At 67.9% G+C, this 26588-nt stretch carries 23 protein-coding genes, 1 other RNA gene and 1 pseudogene; 7 read left to right on the top strand and 18 right to left on the bottom strand.

The features are described from left to right. Nucleotides 1-166 precede the first annotated feature (166 nt). The gene (locus AC5P5W_RS12140; RefSeq protein ID WP_014645946.1) at nucleotides 167-1123 is read right to left on the bottom strand and encodes a M23 family metallopeptidase; all 957 of its coding nucleotides are present in this window, start codon (nucleotides 1121-1123) and stop codon (nucleotides 167-169) included. A 12-nt stretch (nucleotides 1124-1135) separates the two neighbouring features. Here AC5P5W_RS12140 and AC5P5W_RS12135 point away from each other — a divergent pair, with 12 nt between their 5' ends. Continuing rightward, a complete protein-coding gene (locus tag AC5P5W_RS12135; RefSeq protein WP_032956682.1) occupies nucleotides 1136-1585 on the top strand; it encodes a DciA family protein in 450 nt (149 codons plus the stop codon). Between the two features lie 281 nt (nucleotides 1586-1866). Here the strand turns inward: AC5P5W_RS12135 and lpxC are convergent, their stop codons facing one another. From lpxC to mraZ, 15 genes and pseudogenes are all read right to left on the bottom strand, one after another. Then, entirely contained in the window at nucleotides 1867-2778 is a 912-nt protein-coding gene (gene lpxC, locus AC5P5W_RS12130; protein ID WP_032956680.1) for a UDP-3-O-acyl-N-acetylglucosamine deacetylase, read from the bottom strand. Nucleotides 2779-2983: 205 nt separating this feature from the next. Then, nucleotides 2984-4219, bottom strand: a complete 1236-nt coding sequence (ftsZ, locus tag AC5P5W_RS12125) for a cell division protein FtsZ (protein WP_005415297.1) — start codon at nucleotides 4217-4219, stop codon at nucleotides 2984-2986. 170 nt (nucleotides 4220-4389) lie between these two features. Beyond that, nucleotides 4390-5625 (bottom strand): cell division protein FtsA, encoded by a 1236-nt coding sequence (ftsA, locus tag AC5P5W_RS12120; protein WP_005408083.1) that lies wholly within the window; start codon nucleotides 5623-5625, stop codon nucleotides 4390-4392. A 68-nt stretch (nucleotides 5626-5693) separates the two neighbouring features. Further along, nucleotides 5694-6371 (bottom strand): annotated as a pseudogene (locus AC5P5W_RS12115) (cell division protein FtsQ/DivIB); the annotation flags it as partial. Next, entirely contained in the window at nucleotides 6368-7330 is a 963-nt protein-coding gene (locus AC5P5W_RS12110; RefSeq protein ID WP_014645943.1) for a D-alanine--D-alanine ligase, read from the bottom strand. The gene AC5P5W_RS12110 and the pseudogene AC5P5W_RS12115, both read right to left, overlap by 4 nt. Continuing rightward, a complete protein-coding gene (murC, locus tag AC5P5W_RS12105) occupies nucleotides 7327-8763 on the bottom strand; it encodes a UDP-N-acetylmuramate--L-alanine ligase (protein ID WP_014645942.1) in 1437 nt (478 codons plus the stop codon). Before murC ends, AC5P5W_RS12110 begins: the two co-directional genes overlap by 4 nt. A 40-nt stretch (nucleotides 8764-8803) precedes the next feature. Continuing rightward, complete coding sequence (murG, locus tag AC5P5W_RS12100) at nucleotides 8804-9892, bottom strand: undecaprenyldiphospho-muramoylpentapeptide beta-N-acetylglucosaminyltransferase (protein WP_197574739.1); 1089 nt, start codon at nucleotides 9890-9892, stop codon at nucleotides 8804-8806. Then, a complete protein-coding gene (gene ftsW / locus AC5P5W_RS12095) occupies nucleotides 9889-11214 on the bottom strand; it encodes a putative lipid II flippase FtsW (protein ID WP_053495603.1) in 1326 nt (441 codons plus the stop codon). The genes murG and ftsW overlap by 4 nt, the downstream gene beginning before the upstream one ends. A 1-nt stretch (nucleotide 11215) precedes the next feature. After that, nucleotides 11216-12301: a phospho-N-acetylmuramoyl-pentapeptide-transferase gene (gene mraY, locus AC5P5W_RS12090; protein ID WP_004154219.1), complete on the bottom strand. Its 1086-nt coding sequence runs from the start codon at nucleotides 12299-12301 to the stop codon at nucleotides 11216-11218. After that, nucleotides 12291-13685 carry a UDP-N-acetylmuramoyl-tripeptide--D-alanyl-D-alanine ligase gene (locus tag AC5P5W_RS12085; protein WP_197574738.1) on the bottom strand — a complete coding sequence of 465 codons (1395 nt, stop codon included), beginning with the start codon at nucleotides 13683-13685 and terminating at the stop codon, nucleotides 12291-12293. The genes mraY and AC5P5W_RS12085 overlap by 11 nt, the downstream gene beginning before the upstream one ends. Further along, complete coding sequence (locus tag AC5P5W_RS12080; protein WP_049440200.1) at nucleotides 13682-15190, bottom strand: UDP-N-acetylmuramoyl-L-alanyl-D-glutamate--2,6-diaminopimelate ligase; 1509 nt, start codon at nucleotides 15188-15190, stop codon at nucleotides 13682-13684. The genes AC5P5W_RS12085 and AC5P5W_RS12080 overlap by 4 nt, the downstream gene beginning before the upstream one ends. Further along, nucleotides 15187-17031 carry a peptidoglycan D,D-transpeptidase FtsI family protein gene (locus AC5P5W_RS12075; RefSeq protein WP_053462169.1) on the bottom strand — a complete coding sequence of 615 codons (1845 nt, stop codon included), beginning with the start codon at nucleotides 17029-17031 and terminating at the stop codon, nucleotides 15187-15189. The genes AC5P5W_RS12080 and AC5P5W_RS12075 overlap by 4 nt, the downstream gene beginning before the upstream one ends. Next, the gene (gene ftsL / locus AC5P5W_RS12070; RefSeq protein ID WP_005415286.1) at nucleotides 17028-17291 is read right to left on the bottom strand and encodes a cell division protein FtsL; all 264 of its coding nucleotides are present in this window, start codon (nucleotides 17289-17291) and stop codon (nucleotides 17028-17030) included. The genes AC5P5W_RS12075 and ftsL overlap by 4 nt, the downstream gene beginning before the upstream one ends. Then, nucleotides 17288-18256, bottom strand: coding sequence for a 16S rRNA (cytosine(1402)-N(4))-methyltransferase RsmH (rsmH, locus tag AC5P5W_RS12065; protein WP_014645936.1), 969 nt, complete (start codon nucleotides 18254-18256; stop codon nucleotides 17288-17290). The genes ftsL and rsmH overlap by 4 nt, the downstream gene beginning before the upstream one ends. A gap of 14 nt (nucleotides 18257-18270) precedes the next feature. After that, a complete protein-coding gene (mraZ, locus tag AC5P5W_RS12060) occupies nucleotides 18271-18717 on the bottom strand; it encodes a division/cell wall cluster transcriptional repressor MraZ (RefSeq protein ID WP_004143635.1) in 447 nt (148 codons plus the stop codon). Between the two features lie 324 nt (nucleotides 18718-19041). Between mraZ and AC5P5W_RS12055 the strand changes: the two genes are divergently transcribed. Further along, complete coding sequence (locus tag AC5P5W_RS12055; protein ID WP_014645935.1) at nucleotides 19042-19830, top strand: NRDE family protein; 789 nt, start codon at nucleotides 19042-19044, stop codon at nucleotides 19828-19830. Nucleotides 19831-20187: 357 nt separating this feature from the next. Beyond that, nucleotides 20188-20667 (top strand): DM13 domain-containing protein, encoded by a 480-nt coding sequence (locus AC5P5W_RS12050; RefSeq protein ID WP_049405822.1) that lies wholly within the window; start codon nucleotides 20188-20190, stop codon nucleotides 20665-20667. 88 nt (nucleotides 20668-20755) lie between these two features. Here AC5P5W_RS12050 and rnpB read toward each other — a convergent pair. Then, an RNA gene (rnpB, locus tag AC5P5W_RS12045) (RNase P RNA component class A) lies at nucleotides 20756-21107 on the bottom strand. Between the two features lie 126 nt (nucleotides 21108-21233). After that, on the bottom strand, nucleotides 21234-22052 hold the full coding sequence (gene rsmI, locus AC5P5W_RS12040; protein ID WP_014645933.1) for a 16S rRNA (cytidine(1402)-2'-O)-methyltransferase: 819 nt from the start codon (nucleotides 22050-22052) through the stop codon (nucleotides 21234-21236). 81 nt (nucleotides 22053-22133) lie between these two features. Here rsmI and AC5P5W_RS12035 point away from each other — a divergent pair, with 81 nt between their 5' ends. The 4 genes from AC5P5W_RS12035 to AC5P5W_RS12020 all read left to right on the top strand — a co-directional run bounded on the left by AC5P5W_RS12035 (nucleotide 22134) and on the right by AC5P5W_RS12020 (nucleotide 26350). Next, nucleotides 22134-23855 carry a penicillin-binding protein activator gene (locus tag AC5P5W_RS12035; RefSeq protein ID WP_032956659.1) on the top strand — a complete coding sequence of 574 codons (1722 nt, stop codon included), beginning with the start codon at nucleotides 22134-22136 and terminating at the stop codon, nucleotides 23853-23855. Beyond that, on the top strand, nucleotides 23845-24213 hold the full coding sequence (locus AC5P5W_RS12030) for a YraN family protein (protein ID WP_041864068.1): 369 nt from the start codon (nucleotides 23845-23847) through the stop codon (nucleotides 24211-24213). Before AC5P5W_RS12035 ends, AC5P5W_RS12030 begins: the two co-directional genes overlap by 11 nt. A gap of 110 nt (nucleotides 24214-24323) precedes the next feature. Next, complete coding sequence (locus AC5P5W_RS12025) at nucleotides 24324-24968, top strand: metal-dependent hydrolase (protein WP_197574520.1); 645 nt, start codon at nucleotides 24324-24326, stop codon at nucleotides 24966-24968. Next, nucleotides 24965-26350, top strand: coding sequence for an FAD-binding oxidoreductase (locus tag AC5P5W_RS12020; protein WP_197574521.1), 1386 nt, complete (start codon nucleotides 24965-24967; stop codon nucleotides 26348-26350). The genes AC5P5W_RS12025 and AC5P5W_RS12020 overlap by 4 nt, the downstream gene beginning before the upstream one ends. Nucleotides 26351-26588: the final 238 nt, after the last annotated feature.

Below are 26588 nucleotides of genomic sequence, written 5' to 3'. Positions count from 1 at the left end.
GGCTGAGGTTTCAAGCGCCAATCCGGTCGCAATCGCCCCGGATTCGGCAAAGAAACACGGATGCGGGGTCGGACCCCTTTCGCCATGGCGAAAGGGCTCTGACCCCAGCCCTCAACCGAATCGGGTCAGAGCCCTTCCGCGGCGCGGAAGGAATCCGACCCGGGCATCAGCCGCGGCTGACGCGGCCGACCGGCGTGTTGCCGCCGTCGCCGAGGAACTTGCGCGGGTTGACCACGTTGCCGTTCTCCCACACCTCGAAGTGCACGTGGGCACCGGTCGAACGGCCGGTGGAACCGGCCTTGGCCACTTCCTGGCCGGCGCGGACCAGGTCACCGGCCTTCACCACCAGGCGCGAATTGTGCGCGTAGCGGGTGACATAGCCGTTACCGTGGTCGACATCGACGACGTTGCCATAGCCGCCCTTCACACCAGCGAAGCTGACCACGCCTTCGGCCACGGCCATCACCGGGTCACCGACCTTGGCGTGGAAGTCCATGCCCTTGTGGGTGGCGGCGCCGCGGCCGAACGGGTCGGCACGGGTGCCGAAGCCGGAGGTCACGTAGCTGTTGCGGATCGGCATGCGCGACGGCACGGCGTTCTGCTGCAGCTGGTGGTCGAACATCAGCGATTCCATCACCGACAACTGGCGGCCTGAAGCAGCGAAGCGCTGCTCCAGCACCTGTAAGTCGGCGTTGACGTCCTTGACCGGGATGTCGCTGGTCGGGCCGCCGGCGTCGCCGTCACCGAGGCCGGGGGTCTCGTTGAAGTCGAACTCGCCATCTTCCAGCTTGCCCATCTGGGTCAGCCGTTCGCCGAGGGCGTTCAGGCGGGTGGCCTGCGCCTGCAGCTCGCCGAGGCGGGCGGCCAGCGCGTTGACCTGGGTCTGCGCATCGCGCTTGACCTTGGCCAGCTCCGCATCCTGGCGCTCGACCTTGGCCTGCAGGCGCGAATCATTCAGCGCACTGGCGCCAATGCCGCCGGCAAGGCCGATAATGCAGCCTACCCCGAGCACGCTGCCCAGCAGGGCGCGGGGGCGGTCCTCGAAATAGAACCGCAAACGCGTGATCGGCGACGCCTTGGCCTGTCCTTCACGCGTTTTGATTACGATCTTTTTGAATGCCATCAGTGAGTTTTCATGTCTGAGCCGAAATCCAGCGTTCGCCCCGCGTCAGTGCCGAAACCGGCGCTGGATGCGGTAATGGCGGACAAAAGCGGGAACCCGCTGCGTCGGGCCTTGTGGCTCGACGCGCTGGACCGGCAGTTGCGCCCCCAGTTGCCGCCACCTCTGCGCAGCCGCTGCCGGCTGGCCAATGTGGACGGGGAACACCTCGTTTTTCTCGTCGAGTCCCCGGTCTGGCATGCCAAGTTGCGGCTTGCCGAAGCCCAGTTGCTCGACGCGGCCCGTTCCATCGGGCTGAAGGCCACCAGGGTGACCATCAAGACTGCGTCCACCACTCCCTCACGCTCCCCAGCGATCGACAACCGGAATGGCCCCCACGCAGTTTCAGCCGCCACGCACAAAGGGCTACGCGACGCCTTGGCTTGCCTGCAGGACGTTCCCTCGAAGCCGAAGAAACGGTCCTGATGGCAACGGAGCATCCGGCTCCGCTCCCCGTCGCGCGTGTCACCACGGCGTGAAACATTTCGGGGGCCGGGTCGCATCCTAGCGGCCATCCGGGGGCCTGTCGTTAGATTGAAGTTAAAACTTCGTTAAATTCAGGCTTCCGATCCAACAGGTTCACAAAACCGTGACCTTGAACCGGCCTTGACGCCTTTCAAGCACGCTGAATGCGTCGCAAGCGCCGGAAACAACGACGCCGCCCTGGAAGGCGGCGTTTTTATCTTGAAATTCAACGATCTATGGAATCAGGCGTAGGCCGGGGTGGCATATTCCACCGGATCCGGGCTGGTCGGCGAGTCGAAGCTGACCCATTCCCAGGCGCTGGCGTCGGCCATCAGGGCCCGCACCAGCTTGTTGTTGAGCGCGTGGCCGGACTTGAAGCCCTCGTAGGCGCCCAGCACCTGGCCACCGGCCAGGTAGAGGTCGCCAATGGCGTCAAGGATCTTGTGGCGCACGAATTCGTCGGCGTAGCGCAGGCCGTCTTCGTTGAGCACGCGGAACTCGTCCAGCACGATGGCGTTGTCCATCGAACCGCCCAGGCCCAGGTTGCGCTCGCGCATGTATTCCAGGTCGCGCATGAAACCGAAGGTGCGCGCGCGGGAGATTTCCTTGGTGTAGGCCAGCGTCGAGAACTCGATTTCCTGCCGCGACTGCTTGGCCGGGATCATCGGGTGGTCGAACTGGATGGTGAAGCCCAGCTTGTAGCCCTCGTACGGGGTGAAACGGGCCACCTTGTCGCCCTCGGTCACCTCCACGGTCTTGAGCACGCGGATGAAGCGCTTGGGCGCATCCTGTTCGACGATGCCCGCCGACTGCAGCAGGAACACGAACGGGCCGGCCGAACCGTCCATGATCGGCAGCTCGGCCGAGGACAGTTCGACGATGATGTTGTCCACACCCAGTCCGGCCAGCGCCGACATCAGGTGTTCGACGGTCTGGATCTTTGCGTCGTTGCAGGTCAGGCCGGTGCACAGGGTCACTTCGGTGACCAGTTCGGCCTTGGCCGGCACCTCCACCACCGGGTCCAGGTCCACGCGGCGGAACACGATGCCATGGTTGACCGGTGCCGGGCGCAGGGTCATGTAGACCTTGTCACCACTGTGCAGGCCAACGCCGGTGGCGCGGATCGTGTTCTTGAGGGTGCGTTGCTGGATCATGGGGGATGGACCGGAAGTGACACATTAGATTAACACGCGCACTCCCCTACCCCGGCTGAAACGCCAGTTGCAGCCACCGGCAGGATCCACCGGCACGCCGCTGGAAAGCGCGTGAAGCAGGGCGGCCGGGCCCATCCTGGCCCGGCGCCCGCGTTTTCAGGACATGGTGGCGCAACCCGGGGAGGACAACCCCGGGCCGCCCCGCTTAGTCCGCCTGGCGGCGCAGGAACGCCGGGATGTCCAGGTAATCGTTCGGCAGTTCCGCCGCCGCCGGGGCCGAAGCGGCCGGGGCCGAAGGGGCGGAGGCCGCTGCGGTATCGCTGCTGGCGCGACGCAGGCCCAGGCCCATGCCACCCACCGCCTTGGAGACGGCATCGCCGCCGTTGTCGAACTCGCCGAACTCCGGCTGGCCGGTGGTGGCGTTGCGGACCAGCTTGATCGGCGCACGCTCGCCCGGACGCTGGGTCTTGCTGGCCGAGACGCGGTTCAGGCCGGTGGCCACCACGGTCACGCGCACTTCGTCCTGCATGTCCGGATCGAGCACGGTGCCGACCACCACGGTGGCATCTTCGGAAGCGAAGCCATCGATGGTGCGGCCGATCTCGTCGAACTCGGCCATGGTGAAATCGGCGCCGGCGGTGATGTTGACCAAGATGCCGTTGGCACCAGCCAGGTTCACATCGTCCAGCAGCGGGTTCTGGATCGCCGATTCGGCAGCGGCCTGGGCGCGGTCATCGCCACGGGCGGTGCCGGTACCCATCATCGCCAGGCCCATTTCGGACATGACGGTGCGCACGTCGGCGAAGTCGACGTTGATCAGGCCCGGACGCACGATCAGGTCGGCGATGCCCTGCACGGCGCCCTGCAGCACGTCGTTGGCAGCGCGGAAGGCCTGGATCATGGTCGCGTTGCGACCCAGCACGGTGATCAGCTTCTCGTTCGGGATGGTGATCAGCGAGTCGCAGTGCTGGCTCAGTTCCTCGATGCCCTTCAACGCCACCTGCATGCGGCGACGGCCTTCGAACGGGAACGGCTTGGTGACCACGGCCACGGTCAGGATGCCCATTTCCTTGGCCAGCTGTGCCACCACCGGCGCAGCGCCGGTACCGGTGCCGCCGCCCATGCCGGCGGTGATGAACACCATGTCGGCGCCCTGCAGCGCGTCCATGATGCGCTCACGGTCTTCCAGCGCGGCCTGGCGGCCGACTTCCGGGTTCGCGCCTGCGCCCAGGCCCTTGGTCACGTTGGTACCCAGCTGCAGCTGCAGCTTGGCACCACAATTCTTGATGGCCTGCGAGTCGGTGTTGGCAGTGATGAATTCCACGCCATCCACCGCCGAGTTGACCATGTGCGCCACGGCATTGCCGCCGCCGCCGCCCACGCCAACCACCTTGATCACCGCATTGGGTGCCATCTTTTCGATCAGTTCAAAATGCGCCATGTCCGTGTCCTCGTTGTATCCGCTTTGGCTGGCATGGGCATTCGGGCGTCCTGCCGTCCTGCTGCATGCCGACGTTGCGGCTGTGTGGGTTGTGTGTAGCCGGTATTGCGTTGTGATGCGGGTACTGCGGGTGTTGCGCCCGGGCGAGGCCCGGGTTTTCGGGTTCCGCGTCAGAACTCGCCGCGGAACCAGGTCTTGAGTTTCTTGAACATGCTTCCGGCGCGCCCGGTGGGCAGCGACGGCCGCCGCGGGTGCTCGATCTGGCTGCCCATCAGCAGCAGGCCCACGCCGGTGGCGTGCACCGGGTTGCCGACCACTTCGCCCAGGCCGGTGACGTGCTGCGGGATGCCCACGCGCACCGGCATCTGCAGCATTTCCTCGGCCAGTTCGACCACGCCTTCCATCTTCGACGCGCCACCGGTCAGCACCATGCCGGCGCGCACCAGCTCCTCGAAGCCGGAGCGGCGCAGTTCGGCCTGCACCATCTCGAAGATTTCCTCGTAGCGGCCCTGCACGGCCTGCGCCAGCGAATGGCGCGGCATGCGGCGCGGCGGGCGGTCGCCCACCGACGGCACCTGGATGCTCTCCTCGGCCGTGGCCAGCTGGGCCAGGGCGCAGGCATAGCGCACCTTGATCTGCTCGGCTTCCGGGGTCGGCGTGCGCAGCATGTGCGCGATGTCGTTGGTCACGTGGTCGCCGGCGATCGGCAGCGAGGCGGTGTGGCAGATCGCGCCCTGCACGAACACCGCGATGTCGGTGGTGCCGGCGCCCATGTCGACCAGCACCACGCCCAGCTCGCGCTCGTCGGCGGTCAGCACTGCCACGCTGGAGGCCAGCGAGGACAGCACCAGGTCGTCCACCTGCAGGCCGCAGCGCTGCACGCACTTGCTGATGTTGGCCGCCGCCGACTGCGCGCACACCACCAGGTGCGCATGCACTTCCAGGCGCACGCCGGTCATGCCGACCGGGTTGCGGATGCCTTCCTGCGAATCGTCCAGCACGTACTCGCGCGGGATCGCGTGGAGGATCTTCTGGTCGGCCGGGATCGCCACCGCCTTGGCCGCGTCGAGCACGCGATCCAGGTCGCCCCAGGTCACTTCACCGTCGCGGATCGGCACGATGCCCGGCGAGTTCTTGCACTGCACGTGGTTGCCGGAGATCGAGGCGTACACCGAACGGATCTCGCAGCCGGCCATCAGCTCGGCTTCTTCCACCGCGCGCTGGATCGACTGCACGGTCGATTCGATGTCCACCACCACGCCGCGCTTCAGCCCGCGCGATTCGTGCGAGCCGATGCCGATCACTTCGATCGGGTTGCCCGGCGAATACTCGCCCACCAGCGCCACCACCTTGGAGGTGCCGATGTCCAGGCCAACGATCAGCGATTTGTCACCCTTGCGATTCATGTCCTTTCCTGCGTGCTTCTGGCCGGGGTCGCCGGCGTTTTCGCCGGCGTGGCCGGGGTACCCCAGCTCAGCGTGAAACCATTGGTGTAACGGAGGTCGGCGCGCTCGATCGGCGCGTCCTGACGGTTGAGCTGCGGCAGTACCTTGACGAAGCGCTGCATGCGCGAGCGCGCGTCGTCGCGGCCGACCACCACTTCGGTGCCGTTGCTCAGCACCAGCGACCAGCTGCCGCGTGCGTCCATCGTCACCCGGCGCACATCGACGCCGGCCGGTGCGAACAATGCACGCGAGTCGCTGTACAGCTTCATCACTTCCGCGGTCTGGCTGTCCGGGCCATCCAGCTCCGGCAGCGCCAGGTCGGACAGCTTCTTCGGCGTGGGGAACAGCTTGCCCTGCTCGGACACCAGGCGGTCGGTACCCCAGCGGGCGAACGGCTTGTGCTCGACCAGGGTCACTTCCAGCACGTCCGGCCACTGCTTGCGGACCTGCGCGCTTTCCACCCACGGCAGCTTCTCCAGGGCGTCCTGCGCGTCCTGCAGCTTGACCGCGAAGAAACCGGCGCGCGCATACGGCAGCAGCACCTGCTGCAGCTGTTCGGCCGGCACCCGCTTGAACTCACCATGCACGCGCAGCTTCGCCAGTGGCCAGCGCTCGGCGCCGACCCAGCCATTGACCACGGCCACCACCGGCAGTGCAACCACCGACAGCGCCAACAGCCAGACGAAGATGCGCAGCACCGCGTTCATGCGTGCGAGGCCTCCAGGGTCTGTTCCAGCACGCGCCACACCAGTTCCTCGAAACCGATGCCGGCCTGGCGGGCCGCCTTGGGCACCAGCGAATGGCTGGTCATGCCCGGCGCGGTGTTCACTTCCAGCAGGAAGAAACGGCCGCTGTCGCGATCGCGCATCACGTCCACGCGGCCCCAGCCACGGCACCCGGCGGCACGGAACGCGGCCAGCGCGATGCGCCGGATGTCCTCTTCGTCGCCACCGTCCAGGCCCGGGCACAGGTACTGGGTGTCCTCGGCGATGTACTTGGCGTTGTAGTCGTACCACTGGCCCTTGGGCACGATGCGGATCGACGGCAGTGCGACGTCGCCAAGGATGGCCACGGTCAATTCGTCGCCGACCACCATCTGCTCCATCAGCAGCTGGCCGTCGTAGCGCGCGGCCAGGGCCACCGCTTCATCCAGCCCGGCGTCATCGGTGACCCGGCTGATGCCCACGCTGGAGCCTTCGTTGGCCGGCTTCACCACCACCGGCAGGCCGAGTTCGGCGGCATTGGCGTGCACGTCCTCGGCAGTGACCTTGCGGTACTGCGGGGTCGGCAGGCCCAGCGACAGCCACACCTGCTTGGTGCGGATCTTGTCCATGCTCAGCGCCGAACCCAGCACGTTCGAGCCGGTGTACGGCACGCCGAAGGCGTCCATCAGGCCCTGCACGATGCCGTCCTCACCGCCACCGTTGTGGCCGTGCAGGATGTTGAAGACGCGATCGATGCCACCGGCGGCGAGCGCGCTGGCGAGCGCCGGAATGCCGTCCACCGCGAACGCATCGACGCCACGCGACTGCAGGGCTTCGAGCACGTTGCGGCCCGAATCCAGCGACACCTCGCGTTCGCTGGAACTGCCGCCCAGCAGCACGGCGACGCGGCCGAACTCGGCCGGGTCGGTCACGCGCAGCGGCGGGAAGGTCAGCGTGCTCACGCCTGGCCCTCCCCCTTGAAACCTTCCACCGCGATATGGGTGGCCACGGCACCGATGTCGCCGGCGCCCATCATCAGCAACAGGTCACCGTCCTGCAGCACGTCCGGCAGCACGCTGGCCAGCTCGGCGGCCTTGCCCACCACCACCGGCTCACTGCGGCCACGCGCGCGGATGGCACGGGCCAGCGCGTGCGAGTCGGCGCCGGCAATCGGTTCTTCACCGGCCGGGTAGACCTCGCTCAGCACCAGCGCATCAACGCTCGACAGCACGGCGGCGAACTTGTCGAACTGGTCGCGGGTACGGCTGTAGCGGTGCGGCTGGAAGGCCACCACCAGGCGCTTGTCGGCCCAGCCACCACGAGCGGCGGCGAACACTGCCTCCAGCTCGCTCGGGTGATGGCCATAGTCGTCGATGATGCGGACCTTGGCGCCACTGGCGGTGGTCACCTCGCCCAGATCGTTGAAGCGACGGCCGACACCGGCGAAGCCCTCCAGCGCGCGTGCGATCGCGTCCGGGGCCACGCCCAGCTGCCAGCCCACCGCAGCGGCGGCCAGCGCGTTGAGCACGTTGTGCCTGCCCGGCAGCGCCAGCACCACTTCCTGGCTGGTGCCCTGCGGCAGGCGCAGGGTGAAGCGCATGCGCGACCCTTCCTGCACCACGTTCTCGGCGCGCACGTCGGCCTGCGGGCTCATGCCGTAGCTCATCACGTGGCGCGGGGTCCTGGCAGCCAATGCCGCCACTTCCGGATCATCGATGCACAGCACCGCCAGGCCGTAGAACGGCAGGCGCTGCAGGAACTCGGCAAACGCCGCCTGCACGCGGGCGAAGTCGTTGCCGTAGTTCTCCAGATGATCCGCATCAATGTTCGTGATGATCGACATCAGCGGGTTCAGGCGCAGGAAGCTGCCATCGCTTTCATCAGCCTCGGCCACCAGCCACTGCCCGCCACCCAGCTTGGCGTTGGCACCGGCGGCCAGCAGCTGGCCACCGATCACGAACGTCGGGTCCAGGCCACCTTCGCTCAGCACCGCAGCGGTCAGGCTGGTGGTGGTGGTCTTGCCATGGGTACCGGCCACGGCGATGCCGCGGCGGAAGCGCATCAGCTCGGCCAGCATCGCCGCACGCGGCATGATCGGAATGCGCTGGCTGCGTGCTTCCATCAGTTCCGGGTTGTCTTCGCGGATGGCACTGGAGACCACCACGCAGTCGGTGCCCAGCACGTTGGCCGCGGAGTGGCCGCGCATGATGCGCGCACCCAGGCTGGCCAGGCGGCGGGTCGCCACGTTGTCGGCGTTGTCCGAGCCGGACACTTCATAGCCCAGCGTCAGCATCACTTCGGCGATACCGCTCATGCCGGTGCCGCCGATGCCGACGAAATGCACGCGCGGGAACGCGCGCACCAGGTCGTTGGTGTCGTGCAGGCGACGGATCATGCGCGGCCTCGCGCAGGGCAGGCGCGGTGGCATGCCTTCTTCATACAGCTTCCTCGAGAATGATATCGGCGATGCGCTCGGCGGCATCGACCTTGGCCAGGGCACGCGCGGCTTGCGCCATCTGCATGCGGCGGGCGGGATTTTCGGACAGATCGCGCAGCGTTGCGGCAATGCCGTCGGCCAGCGTTCCGTCCTGCTTCAGCAATACCGCCGCGCCGCGCTCGACCAGGTACTCCGCGTTGCGGGTCTGGTGATCGTCGACGGCAGCGGGAAATGGCACCAGCACGCTGCCGACACCGACCGCGCACAGCTCGGCCAGCGTGGACGCGCCGGCGCGGCAGACAACCAGGTCAGCCCAGGCGAAGGCTTCGGCCATGTTGGCGATGAACGGCGTGATTTCCGCCTGCACACCGGCCTTGGCGTAAGCCTCCACCGCTTCGGCATGCATCTTCTCGCCGCTCTGGTGGCGCACCTGCACCGGCAGGGCGGCGCCCAGCGCGGCAATCGCCTGCGGCACGCCGGTATTGAGGGCACGCGCGCCCTGGCTGCCGCCCACCACCAGCACGCGCAGCGGGCCTTGCCGGTCGGCGAAGCGCTGTTCCGGCGGCGCGATGGCAGCGATTTCCGCGCGCACCGGGTTACCGACGAACTCCTCGCCCTTGGCGAAGGTGCCCGGGAAACCGGTCAGCAGGCGACGCGCATAACGTGACAGGATGCGGTTGGTCAGGCCCGGCGCACGGTTCTGCTCATGCACGATCAGCGGCAGGCCATGCAGGCGCGTGGCCATGCCACCGGGGCCGGAGGCAAAGCCACCGAAGGCGACCACCGCGCGCGGCTGGCGCTGGCGGATGATGAGCCCGGCCGCGCGCAGCGCGCGCATCAGCCGCCACGGCGCCGCCAGCAGGGCCAGCTTGCCCTTGCCGCGCAGGCCAGTGATGGCCAGCGTATCGATGGCGATGTCGTGCTGCGGCACCAGGCGGGTTTCCATCGCACCGTCGGCGCCCATCCAGGTCACCGGCACGCCGCGCTGGCGCAGCACGCGGGCCACGGCCAGGCCGGGGAAGATGTGACCGCCGGTGCCTCCGGCCAGGATCATCACCGGGCGCCCACTCTCGGTGGCTGCACTCATGACAGCCTCCCGAAGGTCGGTTCGATGCGCGACTGCAGGCGGCTGGTGCCACGTGCGGCGCTCGCTGCAGCGGACGCGGGTGCGACCGGCTCGGCACGCGTCGGCACGCTGGCGTCCACCGCTGCGGCGGGCTTGTCCATCGGTTCGGCCGCGGCGTCTTCGGCGCCACCGATGCGCACGGCCTGGCGGCGCTCGGCGCGCTTGAGTTCATACGACACGCGCAGCAGCAGGCCCATCGCCACGCAGGTCATCAGCACCGACGAACCGCCGGAGGAGATCAGCGGCAGGGTCAGGCCCTTGGTCGGCAGGATGCCCAGGTTCACGCCGATCGAGACGAAGGTCTGCATGCTGATCCACAGGCCGATGCCGAAGGCGATGTAGCCGGAGAAGTGGCGCTTCATTTCCACGCAGCGCATGCCCAGCCAGAAGGTGCGGCCGACCAGCAGCGCATACAGCGCCACGATCACGCAGGTACCCAGGAAACCGAATTCCTCGGCGGTGACCGAGAAGATGAAGTCGGTGTGCGCTTCGGGCAGGTAGTACAGCTTCTGCACGGAGTTGCCCAGGCCGACGCCGGTCCATTCACCACGGCCCACCGCCATCAGCGCGTTGGACAGCTGGTAGCCGTCGCCCTGCTGGTCGGCCCACGGGTCCAGGAAGGAGGTGATGCGGCGCATGCGGTACGGCTCGATGATCGCCAGCGCGCTCATGCCGACCAGGCCGATGATCACCGGCATCGACATGCGCGGCATGTTCACCCCGCCCAGCACCAGCATGCCGGCGGTGATCGCCAGCAGCAGGGTCGAGGAACCGAAGTCCGGCTGCAGCAGCAGCAGCACCACCAGCGCACCGGCCACGCCCAGCGGCTTGAGCATTGCCGGCCAGGTCGCATTGACCTCGTCGCGGAAACGCACCAGGTAGCTCGACAGCCAGACGATGTAGAGCACTTTCACCGCTTCGACCGTCTGGAACTTGGAAATGCCCAGGTTGATCCAGCGGCGCGCACCGTTGACCGTGCTGCCCAGTCCCGGTGCGAACACCGCCAGCAGCAGTACGAAGCAGCCCAGCAGCAGCATCTGGTTGTACTGCTCGATCGACTTCAGCTCGGTGCGGGCGGCAATGACCGCCAGCACGATACCCACCGCCAGGAAGATCAGGTGGCGGTTGAGGTAATAGAACGGGCTGCTCATCAGCGCGATCGAGCTGGAGGCCACCATCACCACGCCGACACCGGTGAGCGCGATGATCGCGCCCAGCAGCCACTTGTCGTAGCTGCCTTCGATGGCTTCAAGGCGTGTTGCCTGGCGGGACAGGTCGTTCATCTCAGCGCACCTTCAACGTGGCCAGGCCGATCAGCACGAGCACGACGGAGATGATCCAGAAACGCACGATCACGCGCGGCTCCGGCCAGCCCTTCAGTTCGAAATGGTGGTGGATCGGCGCCATGCGGAACACGCGCTTGCCGGTCAGCTTGAACGAGGCGACCTGGATCATCACCGACAGCGTTTCGATGACGAACACGCCGCCCATGATCACCAGCACCAGCTCCTGGCGGGTGATCACCGCGATCGTGCCCAGCACCGCACCCAGTGCCAGTGCGCCGATGTCGCCCATGAAGACCATGGCCGGGTAGGTGTTGAACCAGAGGAAGCCCAGGCCCGCGCCGGCGATGGCCGCACAGATGATGACCAGCTCGCCGGCGCCCGGGATCTGCGGGATCTGCAGGTAGTTGGCGAACACCACGTTGCCCGAGGCATAGGCGAACACGCCCAGCGCGCAGGCCACCAGCACGGTCGGCATGATCGCCAGGCCGTCCAGGCCGTCGGTCAGGTTCACCGCGTTGGAGAAACCGACGATCCAGAAGTAGGCGATGGCGACGAAGCCGATGCCGGCCAGCGGCAGCGCGACCGACTTGAACATCGGGATGTAGAAGGTCAGCGCCGCCGGCACGTCGGCCGTGTAGAACAGGAACAGGCCCGCAGCCAGGCCGAAGATCGACTGCAGCAGGTACTTCCAGCGCGACTTCAGGCCGTTCGGGTCACGGCGGACGATCTTGATCCAGTCGTCATACCAGCCGATGGCGCCGAAGCACAGCATCACCGCCAGCACCAGCCACACGTAGCGGTTGCGCAGGTCGGCCCACATCAGCACCGACAGGGTGATGGTGAGCAGGATCAGCGAACCGCCCATGGTCGGCGTGCCGGCCTTGGAGAAATGGGTCTGCGGACCGTCCTTGCGGATCGGCTGGCCGCCCTTGAACTGGGCAAGCTTGCGGATCATCGCCGGGCCCAGCCACAGCGACAGGAACAGGGCCGTCAGCGCGGCAAGGATGGCGCGGAACGTCTGGTAGTTGAACAGCCCGAACAGGCTCTCCAACTGCTGCAACCATCGAGCCAGTTCATACAACATGCGGGGATTCCTCTCCTTGCGCCAGCAGCGCTTTGACAATCGTGTCCATGGCGCTGCCACGGGAACCCTTGACCAGGCAGCGCACGCCGGCGTGCAGCTCGTCCTTCAGCGCCTGCGACAGCGCGTCGTGGGTGGCGAAATGGCGGCCGCCTTCGCCGAAGGCGGAGGCGGCAGCGGCGCTGAGCGGGCCCAGTGCATACAGGCGCTTCAGGCCGGCAGCACGTGCGCGGAGGCCGGCCTGCGCATGCAGCGCTTCCGCGTCCGGGCCCAGCTCGCGCATGTCGCCCAGCACCAGCCAGCCCTCTCCCGGCGCCGCGGCCAGGGCATCGATGGCCGCGGCCAGCGACCCGGGGTTGGCGTTGTAGCTGTCATCCACCAGCACCGCGCCATTGCGCAGCTGATGGGCGATCTGGCGACCCGGCACCGGCTGCGCTTCGGCCAGGCCGGCGGCAATCAGCGCCAGATCGACACCGGCGGCCAGCGCCAGGCTGGCGGCGGCCAGCGCATTGCTGACGTTGTGGCGACCCGGCAGGCCCAGCACCACGCGGGCTTCGCCGGCCGGTGCGACCAGAGTGAACTGGCTGCCCTGCGCACCGGCGCGGATATCGCGCGCGGTCACGTCCGCCGAGTGTTCCAGGCCATAGCGCAGCACGCGGCAACGCGCCGGGGTGCTGATGAAATGCTGTTCGAACCAGCGGCCATAGGCATCGTCGGCGTTGATCACCGCCACGCCATCGGCCGGCAGCGCGGCGTAGATCGCGCCCTTGGTCACCGCCACGCCGAGCAGGCTGCCCATACGTTCCAGGTGCGCCGGGGCGATGTTGTTGACCAGCGCATAACGCGGGCGGGCGATGTCGGTCAGGTAGGCGATGTCGCCCGGCTTGCCGGCGCCCATCTCGTAGACGGCGTAGTCGGCATCTTCCGGCGCATCGATCACCGCCAGCGGCAGGCCGATCTCGTTGTTGCGGTTGCCCGGGTTGGCGTAGACCACCTTGTGCGCGTGCTGGGCCACCTGCTGCAGGATCGACAGCAGCAGGCTCTTCACGCTGGTCTTGCCATTGCTGCCGGTGATCGCGAACACCTCGGTGCCACGGTCACGCTGCATGCCTGTGGCGATCTTCGCCAGCGCCAGTTCGCTGTCGGCCACCAGCACCTGCGGCAGTTCGACCGGCAGCAGGCGCTCGACCAGCAGCGCACTGGCACCGCGCGCCTGCGCGTCGGCCGCGAAGTCATGGCCGTCGAACCGCTCGCCGCGCAGCGCCACATACAGACTGCCCGGACCGAGATTGCGGGTGTCATTGCTGACCGCATCGATGGCCACGTCGTCGCCGTGGATCTCGCCGCCGGCCCAGTGTGCGATCAGCGAAAGCAGGGTGCGCTTCATGCGGCGCCCTCCCCGGCCTGCGCGCTGAGCACACCGGCCTTGGCCGCCAGTGCAGCGGCGGCCACTTCGGTGTCGTCGAAGTCATGGCGCACGCCATTCACTTCCTGGTACGGCTCGTGGCCCTTGCCTGCGATCAGGATGATGTCGCCGGCACCGGCACGCTTCACCGCCAGGCCGATCGCACGCGCGCGGCTGCGCTGCACGGTCACGGCATCGGCGTTCTGGAAGCCGGCCAGGATGTCGGCCACGATCACGTCGCCATCCTCGCCACGCGGGTTGTCGTCGGTGACGATGACCTGGTTGGCCAGGCGCTCGGCGATCGCCGCCATCTGCGGGCGCTTGCCGGTGTCGCGCTCGCCGCCGCAGCCGAACACGCAGAACAGCGTGCCCTGCAGGTGCCCGTGGAGGCTGTCCAGCGCCTGTTCCAGCGCATCCGGGGTGTGCGCGTAGTCGACCACCACCGTCGGCAGGCCGTCTTCACCGCCCAGGCGGTTCATGCGGCCGCGGATCGGCTGCAGCGCCGACAGCACTTCGGCGATACGCGGCAGCGGCTGGCCCTGCGCGTGCAGGGTACCGGCCACGGCCAGCAGGTTGTCCACGTTGAAGCGGCCCAGCAGCGGCGACTGCACCGCCGCGCGCTGGCCGTCGATGACCAGCTCGAAGGCGATGCCACGACCGTCCAGCTGCAGCGCCTCGGCGCACACGCTGGCGTCGGTGGCACCACGCGAGCTCAGCCCGATCGCCTGCACGCCGGCCGGCAGGCCCGCGAACAGCTGCCGGCCGAAGGCATCGTCCAGATTGATCACCGCGGCCTTCAGGCCCGGGCGATGGAACAGCCGCGCCTTGGCCGCGCCGTAGCTGGCCATGTCACCGTGGTAGTCCAGATGGTCGCGGGTGAGGTTGGTGAACACCGCCACGTCGTAGTGCACGGCGTCCACGCGGCCCTGGTCCAGCGCATGCGAGCTGACTTCCATCGCCACCGCGCGCGCACCGGCGTCGCGCAGCTGGGCCAGCAACGCATGCATCTGCAGCACCAGCGGCGTGGTGAAGCCGGTCGGCTCGACCGCACCATAAAGTCCGGCACCCAGCGTGCCGATACTGCCACTGGGCGTTCCGAGCAGATGCCAGGCCTGGGCCAGCAGCTGCACGGTGGAGGTCTTGCCGTTGGTGCCGGTCACGCCGACCATCGCCATCGCCCGCGATGGCGCGCCATGGAACTGGTCGGCCATCGCGCCCATGCGCGCGCGCAGGCCCGGCACGGCGATCGCATCAGCCGGGGCCGGCAGATCGGCCGGTGCCGGCGGTTCGAACAGGATGGCACTGGCACCGGCAGCGCGCGCCTGCTCGACAAAGCCCAGGCCATGCGCGCCGAAACCGGCGATGGCGACGAAGGCGTTACCGGGGCGCACGGCACGGCTGTCCAGCACCAGGCCGGTCAGAACGGGATCATGACCCGCCAGGGCCACGTCCGGAAGCAACTGCGAAAGCAACATCGAAGGACTCATTGCGTGCCTCCCGTAGCGGGCGGCGTCTGGGCTTGCGCGCTTGGCAGCGCAGCGTCGAATTCAGCGGCGGCATCGACCGGCAGCGCGGTCTCGGCCGGCGGCGCAGGCAGGATCGAAGCCGAATGGCCGACCTTGCCGGACTGCTGTGCGGCCAGCCACGACTGCAGGTCGTCCAGCGGCACGTCCATCAGGCGCAGGGTGCCTTCCATCACGTTGTGGTAGACCGGCGCCGACACCAGGCCGCCGTAGAACTTGCCGGCCTGCGGGTCGTTGATGACGATGACAGTGGCAAAGCGCGGGTTGGTGGCCGGCACCACGCCGGCGAACAGCGCGTTGTAATGGCCGCGCTCATAACCGCCGGGGCCGGTCTTGCGCGCGGTACCGGTCTTGCCGGCCACGCGGTAGCCCAGCACGGCCGCCTGCTTGGCACCGCCCTGAGTGACCACCGTTTCCATCATCGCCACCACCTGCCGGGCGACGCTCTCATCGATGATCTGATGCGCTTCGTTGCGGTGGCCTTTCACGAAGGTCGGCGCGATGAGCTTGCCGCCGTTGGCCAACGCCGAATAGGCGGTGGCGATCTGCAGCGGCGTCACGTTCAGGCCGTAGCCGTAGGACATGGTGGTCTTGGTGGCCCCGTCCCAGTTGGCCGGGCGGCGCACCACGCCACCGGATTCACCCGGGAAGCCGCTGTGCGGCACCGAGCCATAGCCGAAGCGGCGCACGCCGTCATAGAACACCTGGTCCGGCATCTTCGCCGCAACCTTGGCCGCACCAATATTGGAACTTCGGGTGATCACACCGGTCACGTTCAACACGCCGTTGTTGCGCGGCACGTCACGGATGGTGAAGCGGGCGACCTGCATGTAGCCCGGGTTGGTGTCGATGATGGTGTCCTTGGTCACCGCACCGGCCTGCAGCGCGGTGGCGATGGTCAGCGGCTTCATCGTCGAACCCGGCTCGACCAGGTCGGTCACCGCGCGGTTGCGGCGCGTATCGGGGATCGCGCCGGTCAGCGAGTTCGGGTTGTAGGTCGGCAGGTTGACCATGGCCAGGATCTCGCCGGTGGTCACGTCCATGATCACCATCGAACCACCGGCCGCCTTGTTGGCCACCAGCGCGTTGCGCAGTTCCTTGAAGGCCAGGTACTGGATGCGGCGGTCGATGCTGAGGGTCAGGTCCTTGCCCGGCTCGGCGGCGCGCAGCAGATCGCTTTCGACGGTCTCGCCCTTGCGGTTGCGGATCACCCGCTTCGCACCGGGCTTGCCGCGCAGCCATTCGTCGAACGCCAGTTCCAGACCCTCCTGGCCACGGTCGTCGATATTGGTGAAGCCCAGCACGTGCGCCATCGCCTCACCCTGCGGGTAGAAGCGGCGGAACTCGCGCTGCGCGGCCACGCCCGGGATCTTCAGCGCGACCACCTTCTCTGCCTCGTCCGGATTGATCCGGCGGCGCAGGTACATGAATTCCTTGTCCGACTTCTGCGACAGGCGGCTGCTCAGCTCATCCACCGACATGCCGACCGCCTGGGCCAGCTCCGGGATGCGCTCGGGCGAACGCAGCAGGTCCTGCGGGTTGACCCAGATCGAGGCGACCGGGGTGGACACCGCCAGCGGCTCGCCGTTGCGGTCGGTGATCATGCCGCGCGAGGTCTTGATCGGCAGCTCGCGCAGGTAGCGGGCCTCGCCCTGGCGCTGGTAGAAATCGCTGTTGATGATCTGCACGTAGGCCGCGCGACCCACCAGCGACACCGAGCACAGGCCAAGCGCCAGCGCGACCCAGCGCAGGCGCTGGCGCAGGTTGAAGGCATTGCGCGGGCGGTTGCGGCCGGTCTTGCTCATGGGCGCACCACCACGATGTCAGCGGCCTCGGGGAACTTCATGCCCAGCTTCTCGCGGGCAATGCGGTCCACGCGGTTGGCTTCGGCCAGGGTGGCCTGTTCCAGCTGCAGGCGGCCGAACTCAAGGTTGATGTCATCGCGCTTGCGCTCGGCACGCGACAGCTCGATGAAGGTCTGCCGGTGACGGTGGCGCACGAACACCACGCCGATCGCCGAGGCGACGGTGCAGGCCAGCAGGATGATCAGCAGCAGCCGGCTCATGCATCGCCCCCCCGCTTCTGTGCCACGCGCAGCACGGCGCTGCGGGCACGCGGGTTGGCGGCCAGCTCTTCGTCGGTGGCCTTGATGGCGCCGCCGATCAGGTCCAGCGTCGGCACGAACGCAACGGCCTCGGGCAGCCGGCGGTTGGCCGGCGGCGCCTTGGCCAGGCGGTTCATGTACTGCTTGACGATGCGGTCTTCCAGCGAGTGGAAGCTGATCACCGCCAGGCGGCCACCGGGCTTGAGCCGTTCCACCGCCGCATCGAGCCCGGCTTCCAGATCGGCCAGCTCGCGGTTGATGTGGATGCGGATGGCCTGGAAGCTGCGCGTGGCCGGGTGGATCTTGTCCTTCCCACGCGGCATCACCGAGGCGATCAGCTCGGCCAGTTCGGCGGTGCGGGAGAACGGCTGCTTCTCGCGGCGGGCCACGATGGCGCGGGCGATGCGCCGGCTCTGGCGCTCTTCGCCGTAGGTCCACAGCACATCAGCGATCTCGCGCTCTTCGACGCGGTTGATCCACTGCGCGGCGCTTTCACCGCTGTCCGGATCCATGCGCATGTCCAGCGGGCCGTCCTTGCCGAAGCTGAAGCCACGTTCGGCCACGTCCAGCTGCGGCGACGACACGCCGAGGTCGAACAGCACGCCGTCCAGGCCTTCGGCCGTCGCATCCCACTGCAGCAGCTGGGCGAAGCTGCCCCGGAAGATGGACACGCGCGGGTCCGGCGCGAAATCGCGCTCGGCAACGGCGATGGCTTCCGGATCCTTGTCCATGACCAGCAGGCGCCCCTCGGGACCGAGCTGGGTGAGCACGCCACGTGCATGACCGCCACGACCGAACGTGCCATCCAGATAACGTCCGTTTTCGATCACCCTCAGGCCTTCAAGGACCTGGGTGTACAGGACCGGCAGGTGCACCGCCGGCGACTGCGACACCGGAAGGTGACCGGCCTGCGCTTCTGGGCGCATCCGGGCACCCCGGCTCACAACTTCAGGTCGAGCAACCCATCACCCAGATCCTCGTCAGACAACGTCTGCTGGATCAGGGCCCGATGCGCCTGCTCGCTCCACAATTCGAACTTGTCGCCCATACCGAGCAATACCGCCTTCTTCTCAATGCCCACCGCACCGCGGTGGCTGGCGGGGATGCTGATGCGACCGTTGCCGTCCAGTTCCAGATGGGCGGCCGAGCCGACCAGCTTCTGCTGCAACAGGCGCACGACGCGCTGGGTGTTGGGCTTGGACATCACATCGTCGCGGACCCGCTCCCATTCCGACTCTGCATACAGCCAAAGGCAGCCGGCTTCGAACGGGTTGTAGGTCAGCACGAGACGGTTGTTGCTGGCGCGCGCGACGAGGTCGCGGTAAGCGGTGGGAACCGCCATGCGCCCTTTGTCGTCAACTGTGATGGCCGTCTCGCCCTGGAACACGACGCCTGCACCTTGTCCTTCGCCCGGTGAAACATTGAACCACGAAAACCCACAAAACACCCGGATTTCCCTCTGATGCCCACCTTAGCAGCGGGCCGAGGGTTGTCAACAACTTTTCAGCGGGGAAATCGCCAGCCGCATCAATGGCTTGCAACAACCTTTAGAGAATTGTTCAAGGCTTATCCACAAGTTGCTGATCCGTCTCAATTTTTGAGATTGAACGGAAGTTCAGGGGCGTGGAGAGGGCGTGAAACATCGGCCGCGCATTCATCCGGAACGGGCCGGAAACGGCGCCGGACTGCGCAAACCGTGCACAATGAGGCCATGTGCCTGCTCGCTCTTGGCTGGATGCACCACCCGCGCTGGCGGCTGGTGATGACCGGCAACCGTGATGAGTTCCACGCCCGCCCGACGGCGGCGCTGGCCCCCTGGCAGGATGAGACGTCCGTCATCGGCGGGCGCGATCTGCGCTCCGGCGGTGGCTGGGCCGGGGTTGGCGCCTCGGGCCGGATGGCGGTGGTCACCAACGTCCGCGACCCGCTGGCGGCCCAGACCGGCCCGTCGCGGGGCGCGCTGGTGGCCGACTTCCTGCGCGGCCGCGACCCGGCCGCTGTGCATATCGACCGATTGGCGACCGTGGCTGGCGCCTATGCCCCGTTCAATCTGTTGCTGGCCGATAGCGACAGCCTGGAGTACCTCGGCAACCATCCCGCCGAACGGCAGACCCTCGGCCCGGGCGTGCACGGCATGTCCAACGGCGCGCTGGACGCGCCCTGGCCGAAGACCCGGCGGCTGATGGCGGCCCTTGAAGCCTGGCTTCAGAATGACGGGGTCAGATCCCTTTCGCACAGCGAAAGGGATCTGACCCCGGACCTGACCCCACTCTGGAATGCTCTGGCCGACGAACACCGCCCTGCCGACAGCGACCTGCCCGACACCGGCATCGGCCTGGAACGCGAGCGCTGGCTGAGCCCGGCCTTCATCCGTGGCGATGACTACGGCACCCGCGCCAGCACCGTGCTGCTGATCGACGCCGACGGCCATGGCGAGATCCACGAACGCCGCTTCGGCCCGCAGGGCGCTCCCAGCGGCCAGAGCCACGTCATTTTCTGACCCGGTCATGACGGCCCTTGGCCGGATGCTCTTGGCGGGGGGGTAGTGCCGGCCGCTGGCCGGCAACCTCTGGATCTTCGGATGCAGCATGAAGTTGCCGGCCAGCGGCCGGCACTACCCGCAGCGTGCTGTCGCGATCCACGCGACGGCAGTCGTCATCGCAGCGGGCCTGAAACGTCATTCAGCTTCCAGCCGCGACCGCGATCCGTCCGCGCCACAGCGGTTTCAGCATCACAGCCAGCCGACTGTGCCCTTTTCGCAATCGGCACTGTGTCTATAAATGTCGCCCCTGACCTCCCAGGGTGGTCGCGCCCGGCATCGCGCCGCGCAATCGACCACAACCCCCAAGGAGGCCCCATGCGTCGCATTCTCATCCTGTTCGCCACCCACCTGCTTGCTCTCGGCCTGGGCTTCGGCCTGGGCATCTATCTGCTGCCGATCCTGATCGCCCCCGATGACCCGCCGGTCACGCAGGTGCAGGCCGCGATGAACGACGCCACCTATCGCACCACCTTCCGTCGCGACCTCAAAGGCAGCGACGCGGTGCACTGGGCCGAAGGCAAGGTCAGCGTCAGCGCCACCCAGGTTGCCTTCGACGGCAAGATGGGACCGGGCCCGGACTACAAGGTCTACCTGGTCCGCGACTTCGTCGACAACAAGGCCGACTTCCTGAAGATCAAGGCGCAGGCCCAGCGCATCGGCGAGGTGAAGACCTTCAACCGCTTCCTGGTGGATGTGCCCGCGAACGTGGACGTGGACGACTACACCACGGTGGTGGTGTGGTGCGAGCGCTTCTCGCAGTTCATTTCCGCCGGCCAATACCGCACGCCGGGCTGAGGACAGCATGGGGTCGGATCCCTTTCCTCCGGAAAGGGATCCGACCCCGCAATCACGGTAGCTCCACGCCATGCGTGGAAGAAGAAGGAGGCGGAGCCGGCCGATAAGCCGGGTTCTGTCGTGGACAGTCATTCCTCTAGGCGTTACGTCACCGCAACGCTCAAGCAACCTACCCGGATCCAACGCGGGCCGCGCCAAAGGATCCCTATTTGGTCTTGCTCCAGGTGGGGTTTGCCGTGCCGGTCTGTTGCCAGACTCGCGGTGCGCTCTTACCGCACCATTTCACCCTTACCGGCCTTCCGAAGAAGACGTAGGCGGTATCTTTCTGTTGCACTTTCCGTCGGCTTGCGCCGCCCAGGCGTTACCTGGCACCTTGCCCTATGGAGCCCGGACTTTCCTCGGCACCCCCGAAGGGATGACGCGACTGTCTGGCCGGCTCCGCCAGCGCGTATTCTAGCGTACGCAGGTCCTTCCTGCCGTGCTGATCGCGGCGTCCGGTTCATCCATCCACGCATGGCGTGGATCTACTGCAGTAGCGCCACGCCATGCGTGGCTGCAGCAATCCATCAACTACCGTACAACGCCTTGCGCGGCGCGCCGGTCAGTTCCGCGGCCAGTTTGGCGGCGGTGGACGGTGGCAGGTGCTCGCTCAGCTTCGCGTAGACGCGGCGGCCATGTGCCAGCTGCGCTTGTTCGTCATCACCCGCGCCCTGCACCATCACCACGAACTCGCCCTTGCGCTGGTTGTCGTCGGCCTCGACCTTGGCCAGCAGGCCCGCCAGGTCACCATCGAGCACGGTCTCGAACAGCTTGGTCAGCTCGCGGGCCAGCACCGCCGGGCGTTCGCCACCGAAGATCGCCGCCATGTCGGCCAGCGATTCGGCGATGCGGTGCGACGATTCGTAGAACACCATCGTGCGCACTTCGCCGGCCAGCGCCTGCAGGCGGTCGCGGCGGCCGCTGGCCTTGGCCGGCAGGAAGCCCTCGAAACTGAAACGGTCGCTGGGCAGGCCGGCCACGCTCAGCGCGGCGATGGCGGCACAGGCACCGGGCACCGGGCTGACCTTGATGCCCGCCGCGCGCGCGGCACGCACCAGGCGGAACCCGGGATCACTGACCAGCGGGGTACCGGCATCGCTGACCAGCGCCAGCGACTCGCCGGCCTGCAGGCGCGAGACCAGCCGCTGCGCCAAGGCCTCCTCGTTGTGTTCGTGCAGGGCGACCAGCGGTTGCTGGATGCCAAAATGGGACAGCAGCTGGCCACTGCGGCGGGTGTCCTCGGCACAGATGGCCGCCACCGAACGCAGCACCTCCTGCGCGCGCGGGCTCAGATCGGCCAGGTTGCCGATCGGGGTGGCGACGACGTACAGGGTTGGGACACTCATTTCAGCGGTACTCACGGGGCAAGGGTAGAATCGTAGCGTGTACCCGGCCAAGGCCGCTGCCCTCATCGCATGGACCCGATCATGAACAAGCCCGCCGCACGGTTCTCCGCCCTGTCGTTGTCGCTGATGCTGCTGGCCGGTTGTGCCACCACCAGCCTGACCAGCACCCCCGATTCGCCGGCCCAGGGCCAGGCGCTGGCGCTGATCGAACAGGGCAAGCCGCGCGACGCCGCACTGCAGCTGGAAGGCCTGGCCGCCACGCTGCGTGGCGGTGCCCGCAGCAACGCACTGGCCGATGCGGCCTGGGCCTGGCATCTGGCCGGTGACAGTGCCCGCGCGCGCAGCCTGCTGGGCCAGCTCACCGCCCGCCAGCTGTCCGGCGCCAGCCTGCAGCGCTACCAGCTGACCGGTGCCGAGCTGGCGCTGGCCGACAAGCAGCCGGCGCAGGCGCTGGCCCTGCTGAAGGATCATGCCGACAGCGTTGCGGTCGGCCTGCGCACCCGCTGGCTGCTGGCCCGCGCCCAGGCCCTGCAGGGCACCGGCGATGCCTTCGGTGCCGCCAACGAGCGCGCCCGTGCCCATGCCGGCCTGACCGGCAGCGCGCGCAGCGAGAACCAGGCCGCCATCGCCGGCCTGCTCGGCACCCTCGACGACGCCACCCTGCGCAGCCGTGCCGCCGCGCTGCCGGCCAACGACCCGCTGTACAACTTCGCCGGCCGTGCGCTGATCGCGCGCGGCCTGCCGCTGCCGCGCCCGTTCGACCGCGATGGCGCGGCCCAGTTCGACACCAGCAAGCGCCCGCCGGCGATGAGCGACGGTTACCGCCCGCCGGCCAAGCTGGCCGTGCTGCTGCCGCTCAGCGGCCGCCTGGCCACCGCCGCGCAGCCGGTGCGCGATGGCCTGTTGAGCGCCTACTACGGTGAAAGCCGCCGCCGTCCGGACATCAACTTCTTCGACACCGCCGGCACCCCGGCCGGTGCCCTCGCCGCCTATGACAAGGCGGTCGCCTCCGGTGCCGACTTCGTGGTCGGACCGCTGGGCCGCGACGAAGTGGACGCCGTGTACGGCCGCCAGCAGCTGCAGGTGCCGGTGCTGGCCCTGAACCGTGGCAAGGACGCACCGCCGGCCGGCAGCGCCGGTTTCTCGCTGGCACCGGAAGACGACGGCATCGTCGCCGCCGAATACCTGCGTGGCCGCGAACGCAACCGCGCACTGGTGATCAGCAGCAATGACGACACCGGCCGCCGTTCCGCCGCCGCCTTCGCGCAGCGCTTCGCACAGCGCGGTGGGCAGGTGGTGGCCACCTTCAACGTCAGCGATGCCGTTGGCGATGTCGGCGCGCAGGTGCGCAATGCCGGCCAGGTCGATGCGGTGTTCCTCGCCGTGCGTGCACCGCAGGCCCGCCTGCTGGCGCCGCAGCTGGCGCTGGCCGGTGCCGGTGGCGCCACCCGCGTCGGCACCTCGCAGCTGACCGTCGGCAGCGGCAAGGTGGAAGAAGACGTGGCCCTGGACGGCATCGTCTACCCGAATGAAGCCTGGAACGTGCGCAGCGTGTCCGGCCTGCCCTCGGCCAGCCAGGTGGCCAGCACCCTGCCGAGCGCACGCGGTGCGGCCGGCCGCCTGTTCGCGTTCGGCGCCGACGCCTGGAAGATCACCGCCTATCTGGACAAGCTGTCCAACGAAGGCGGCCTGGACGGTGCCACCGGCACCCTGTTCCTGGACAGCAACGGCAACATCCTGCGCCAGCCGGCATGGTCGACCTTCAATGGCGGCCGGCCGATGCCGATCGTCGGTGGTCGCTGAGCGCAGCCAACGTGGCTCGGCGGTGGAAGCCGCCGCCGAGCAGCATCTGCAACAGGCCGGACTGCAGCCGCGCGCGCGCAACGTGCGTTATCGCGGCGGTGAACTGGACCTGGTGATGGACGATGCCGGCATCGTGGTGTTCGTGGAGGTGCGCTATCGCGCGCGATCAGAGTACGGTGGCGGTGCCGCTTCAGTCGATGCGCGCAAATGCCGGCGCCTGGCGCATGCCGCGCAGCTGTACCTGCAGGACCACCCCGCGCTGGCCAATGCGCCCTGCCGCTTCGACGTGGTGGAAGCCAGTGGCGAACCGCCGCAGCTGCATTGGCTGCGTGACGCATTCCGGCTGGATGATTGCTGATGTGTACTGTCCGCCTTGGTAGAAGCCGACCTTGGTCGGCGCGTCTGTGCCAACCAAGGTTGGCCCCCGCCAGAGCGCAGCCTGGCCGGCGCTACCATGGTGCGTGACTGATGCCTTCGATCATCACCCATGCCGCCGTGCCGCTGGCGCTGTGGTGCGCCGCTGATCGTGGCCGCATCCCGCCGCGCCTGCTGGTTGCAGGCGTGATCGCCGCGATGCTGCCCGATGCCGATGTACTGGCCTTTGCGCTGCACATTCCCTATGCGGATGCCTTCGGCCATCGCGGTGCCAGCCATTCGCTGCTGTTTGCCGGCGTGCTGGCGGCATTGGCGGCGGCGTTGGCATTCTTTGGTAGCGGCCGACCTTGGTCGGAGCAGCACAGCTCCGGTAGTCGCCGACCTTGGTCGGCGGTTTCGTGCCAACCAAGGTTGGCACCTACCAAGGCAGGGCCAACGGTGGCATCGACCGTACAAGCCGCTGTATTCGTCTTCGTCTGTGCCGCCAGCCATCCGCTGCTGGATGCGATGACCTCCGGCGGCCTCGGCGTCGCACTGGCCTGGCCGTGGAGCGAACACCGCTTCTTCGCGCCGTGGCGACCGATCCGCGTTTCACCCTTCGCCCCACAGTTCTTCAGCGCACGCGGCGTGGCTACCCTGCTCTCCGAACTGCGCTGGGTGTGGCTGCCACTGGCCGGCGCCGTTGTCGCCTGGAAACTGATCCAACCCGCTCCTGCTGCCTCTCGAGATCCGTCATGAGTCCTGCCCTGCCTGCTGCCCTGGTCGCCGAACTGTCCACCCTGCTGGGCGCGGAGGGCTGGCGCATGGATGACAGCGCGCTGGAGGCCAACGCGCAGGACAATTCATGGCGCCGCCAGCGTCCGGCAGCCGTGGCGCTGCCCGCCGACGTCGAACAGGTTCAGGCACTGGTACGTGCCTGTCGCGCGCATGGCGTGGCGCTGGTCGCGCGCGGCGCCGGCACCGGCACGACCGGTGCAGCCGTCCCGCAGCCGGGCAGCATCGTGCTGTCGTTCACCCGCATGGACCGCATCGTCGAGATCCGCGCCGGTGATCGCTGCGCGGTCGTGCAGCCCGGCGTGCTCAATGGCACCCTGCAGCAGGCACTGGCCCCGCATGGCCTGTTCTGGGCGCCGGATCCTTCCAGCGCCGAGATCTGCAGCATCGGCGGCAACCTCGCTTGCAATGCCGGCGGCCCGCGCGCGGTGAAGTACGGCACCAGCCGCGACAACGTGCTGGGCCTGGTGGCGGTGACCGGCACCGGCGAGGTGATCCGCTGCGGTGGTGCCTACACCAAGGACGCCACCGGCTACGACCTCACCCATCTGCTGGTGGGCAGCGAAGGCACGCTGGCACTGATCGTGGAAGCCACGCTGAAGCTGACCCCGTTGCCGGTCAGCCAGGCCGGGCTGCGCGTGCTGTACCGCGATGCCGATGCGGCTGCGGCCGCCGTGTCGCGGTTGATGTCGCAGCCGGTGGTACCCACCCGCCTGGAATTCATGGACGCGCGCAGCCTGGAGCTGCTGCGGCTCAATGGTGCTGACGTGCCGGAGGCCGGTGCGATGCTGCTGGTCGAGGCCGATGGTGACCACGACACCCTGCCCTATCTGCTGCAGGCCCTGGCCAGCGCCGCCGAAGGCGACGGCATGATCGAACTGGACGTGGCGATGGAAGGCCGCGCACGCGACCAGCTATGGGCGGCGCGCAAGGCGCTGTCGCCTGCGCTGCGCAGTGTGGCGCCGGGCAAGATCAATGAAGATGTAGTGGTCCCGGTGTCGCGCATTCCGGAGCTGGTGGCCGGCGTGCAGGCGCTGGCACGTGACTACACGCTGACCATCGTCACCTTCGGCCATGCCGGCAACGGCAACCTGCACGTCAACATCCTCTACCACCCGGAGGATGCCGACGAGAACGCACGCGCACATGCCGCGCTGCCAAGGATCTTCGAGCTGACGCTGGCATTGGGCGGCACGTTGTCGGGCGAACACGGCATCGGCCTGGCCAAGCGCGATTTCATGGCGCAGGCCTTCACCCCGGAAACGCTGGCAACGATGCGCGCGATCAAGGCTGCGCTGGACCCGGACGGCATCCTCAACCCGGGCAAGGTGCTGCCGCCGGCATAGACTGCGCGCACTCCTTCGCGCTCCTGTAGAGCCGAGCCATGCTCGGCTGCTCTTCGACCAGATCGCGATGACGCCCGCGCTGTGTGCGCAAGCCGAGCGTGGGCTCGGCTCTACAACGACGTGTCGTTCACCTTCGCGCTCCTGTAGAGCCGAGCCATGCTCGGCTCCTCTTCGACCAGATCGCGATGACGCCCGCGCTGTGCGCGCAAGCCGAGCGTGGGCTCGGCTCTACAACAAC

Source organism: Stenotrophomonas sp. YJH_SMC_123, from assembly GCF_059368215.1.
The sequence above is the reverse complement of the archived record's forward strand: the minus strand, read 5'-3'. Positions and strand labels throughout refer to the sequence as shown.

Coding starts and splice junctions, on each gene's coding strand:
- mraY (WP_004154219.1), bottom strand. CDS start 12,301: ATGTTGTATGAACTGGCTCGATGGTTGCAGCAGTTGGAGAGCCTGTTC.
- ftsL (WP_005415286.1), bottom strand. CDS start 17,291: ATGAGCCGGCTGCTGCTGATCATCCTGCTGGCCTGCACCGTCGCCTCG.
- AC5P5W_RS12020 (WP_197574521.1), top strand. CDS start 24,965: ATGAGTCCTGCCCTGCCTGCTGCCCTGGTCGCCGAACTGTCCACCCTG.
- AC5P5W_RS12080 (WP_049440200.1), bottom strand. CDS start 15,190: ATGAGTCCTTCGATGTTGCTTTCGCAGTTGCTTCCGGACGTGGCCCTG.
- rsmH (WP_014645936.1), bottom strand. CDS start 18,256: ATGCGCCCAGAAGCGCAGGCCGGTCACCTTCCGGTGTCGCAGTCGCCG.
- AC5P5W_RS12050 (WP_049405822.1), top strand. CDS start 20,188: ATGCGTCGCATTCTCATCCTGTTCGCCACCCACCTGCTTGCTCTCGGC.
- murC (WP_014645942.1), bottom strand. CDS start 8,763: ATGATCCGTCGCCTGCACGACACCAACGACCTGGTGCGCGCGTTCCCG.
- AC5P5W_RS12135 (WP_032956682.1), top strand. CDS start 1,136: ATGTCTGAGCCGAAATCCAGCGTTCGCCCCGCGTCAGTGCCGAAACCG.
- ftsA (WP_005408083.1), bottom strand. CDS start 5,625: ATGAATCGCAAGGGTGACAAATCGCTGATCGTTGGCCTGGACATCGGC.
- murG (WP_197574739.1), bottom strand. CDS start 9,892: ATGAGTGCAGCCACCGAGAGTGGGCGCCCGGTGATGATCCTGGCCGGA.
- lpxC (WP_032956680.1), bottom strand. CDS start 2,778: ATGATCCAGCAACGCACCCTCAAGAACACGATCCGCGCCACCGGCGTT.
- AC5P5W_RS12055 (WP_014645935.1), top strand. CDS start 19,042: ATGTGCCTGCTCGCTCTTGGCTGGATGCACCACCCGCGCTGGCGGCTG.
- AC5P5W_RS12075 (WP_053462169.1), bottom strand. CDS start 17,031: ATGAGCAAGACCGGCCGCAACCGCCCGCGCAATGCCTTCAACCTGCGC.
- ftsW (WP_053495603.1), bottom strand. CDS start 11,214: ATGAACGACCTGTCCCGCCAGGCAACACGCCTTGAAGCCATCGAAGGC.
- rsmI (WP_014645933.1), bottom strand. CDS start 22,052: ATGAGTGTCCCAACCCTGTACGTCGTCGCCACCCCGATCGGCAACCTG.
- AC5P5W_RS12085 (WP_197574738.1), bottom strand. CDS start 13,685: ATGAAGCGCACCCTGCTTTCGCTGATCGCACACTGGGCCGGCGGCGAG.
- AC5P5W_RS12035 (WP_032956659.1), top strand. CDS start 22,134: ATGAACAAGCCCGCCGCACGGTTCTCCGCCCTGTCGTTGTCGCTGATG.
- ftsZ (WP_005415297.1), bottom strand. CDS start 4,219: ATGGCGCATTTTGAACTGATCGAAAAGATGGCACCCAATGCGGTGATC.
- AC5P5W_RS12025 (WP_197574520.1), top strand. CDS start 24,324: ATGCCTTCGATCATCACCCATGCCGCCGTGCCGCTGGCGCTGTGGTGC.
- AC5P5W_RS12140 (WP_014645946.1), bottom strand. CDS start 1,123: ATGGCATTCAAAAAGATCGTAATCAAAACGCGTGAAGGACAGGCCAAG.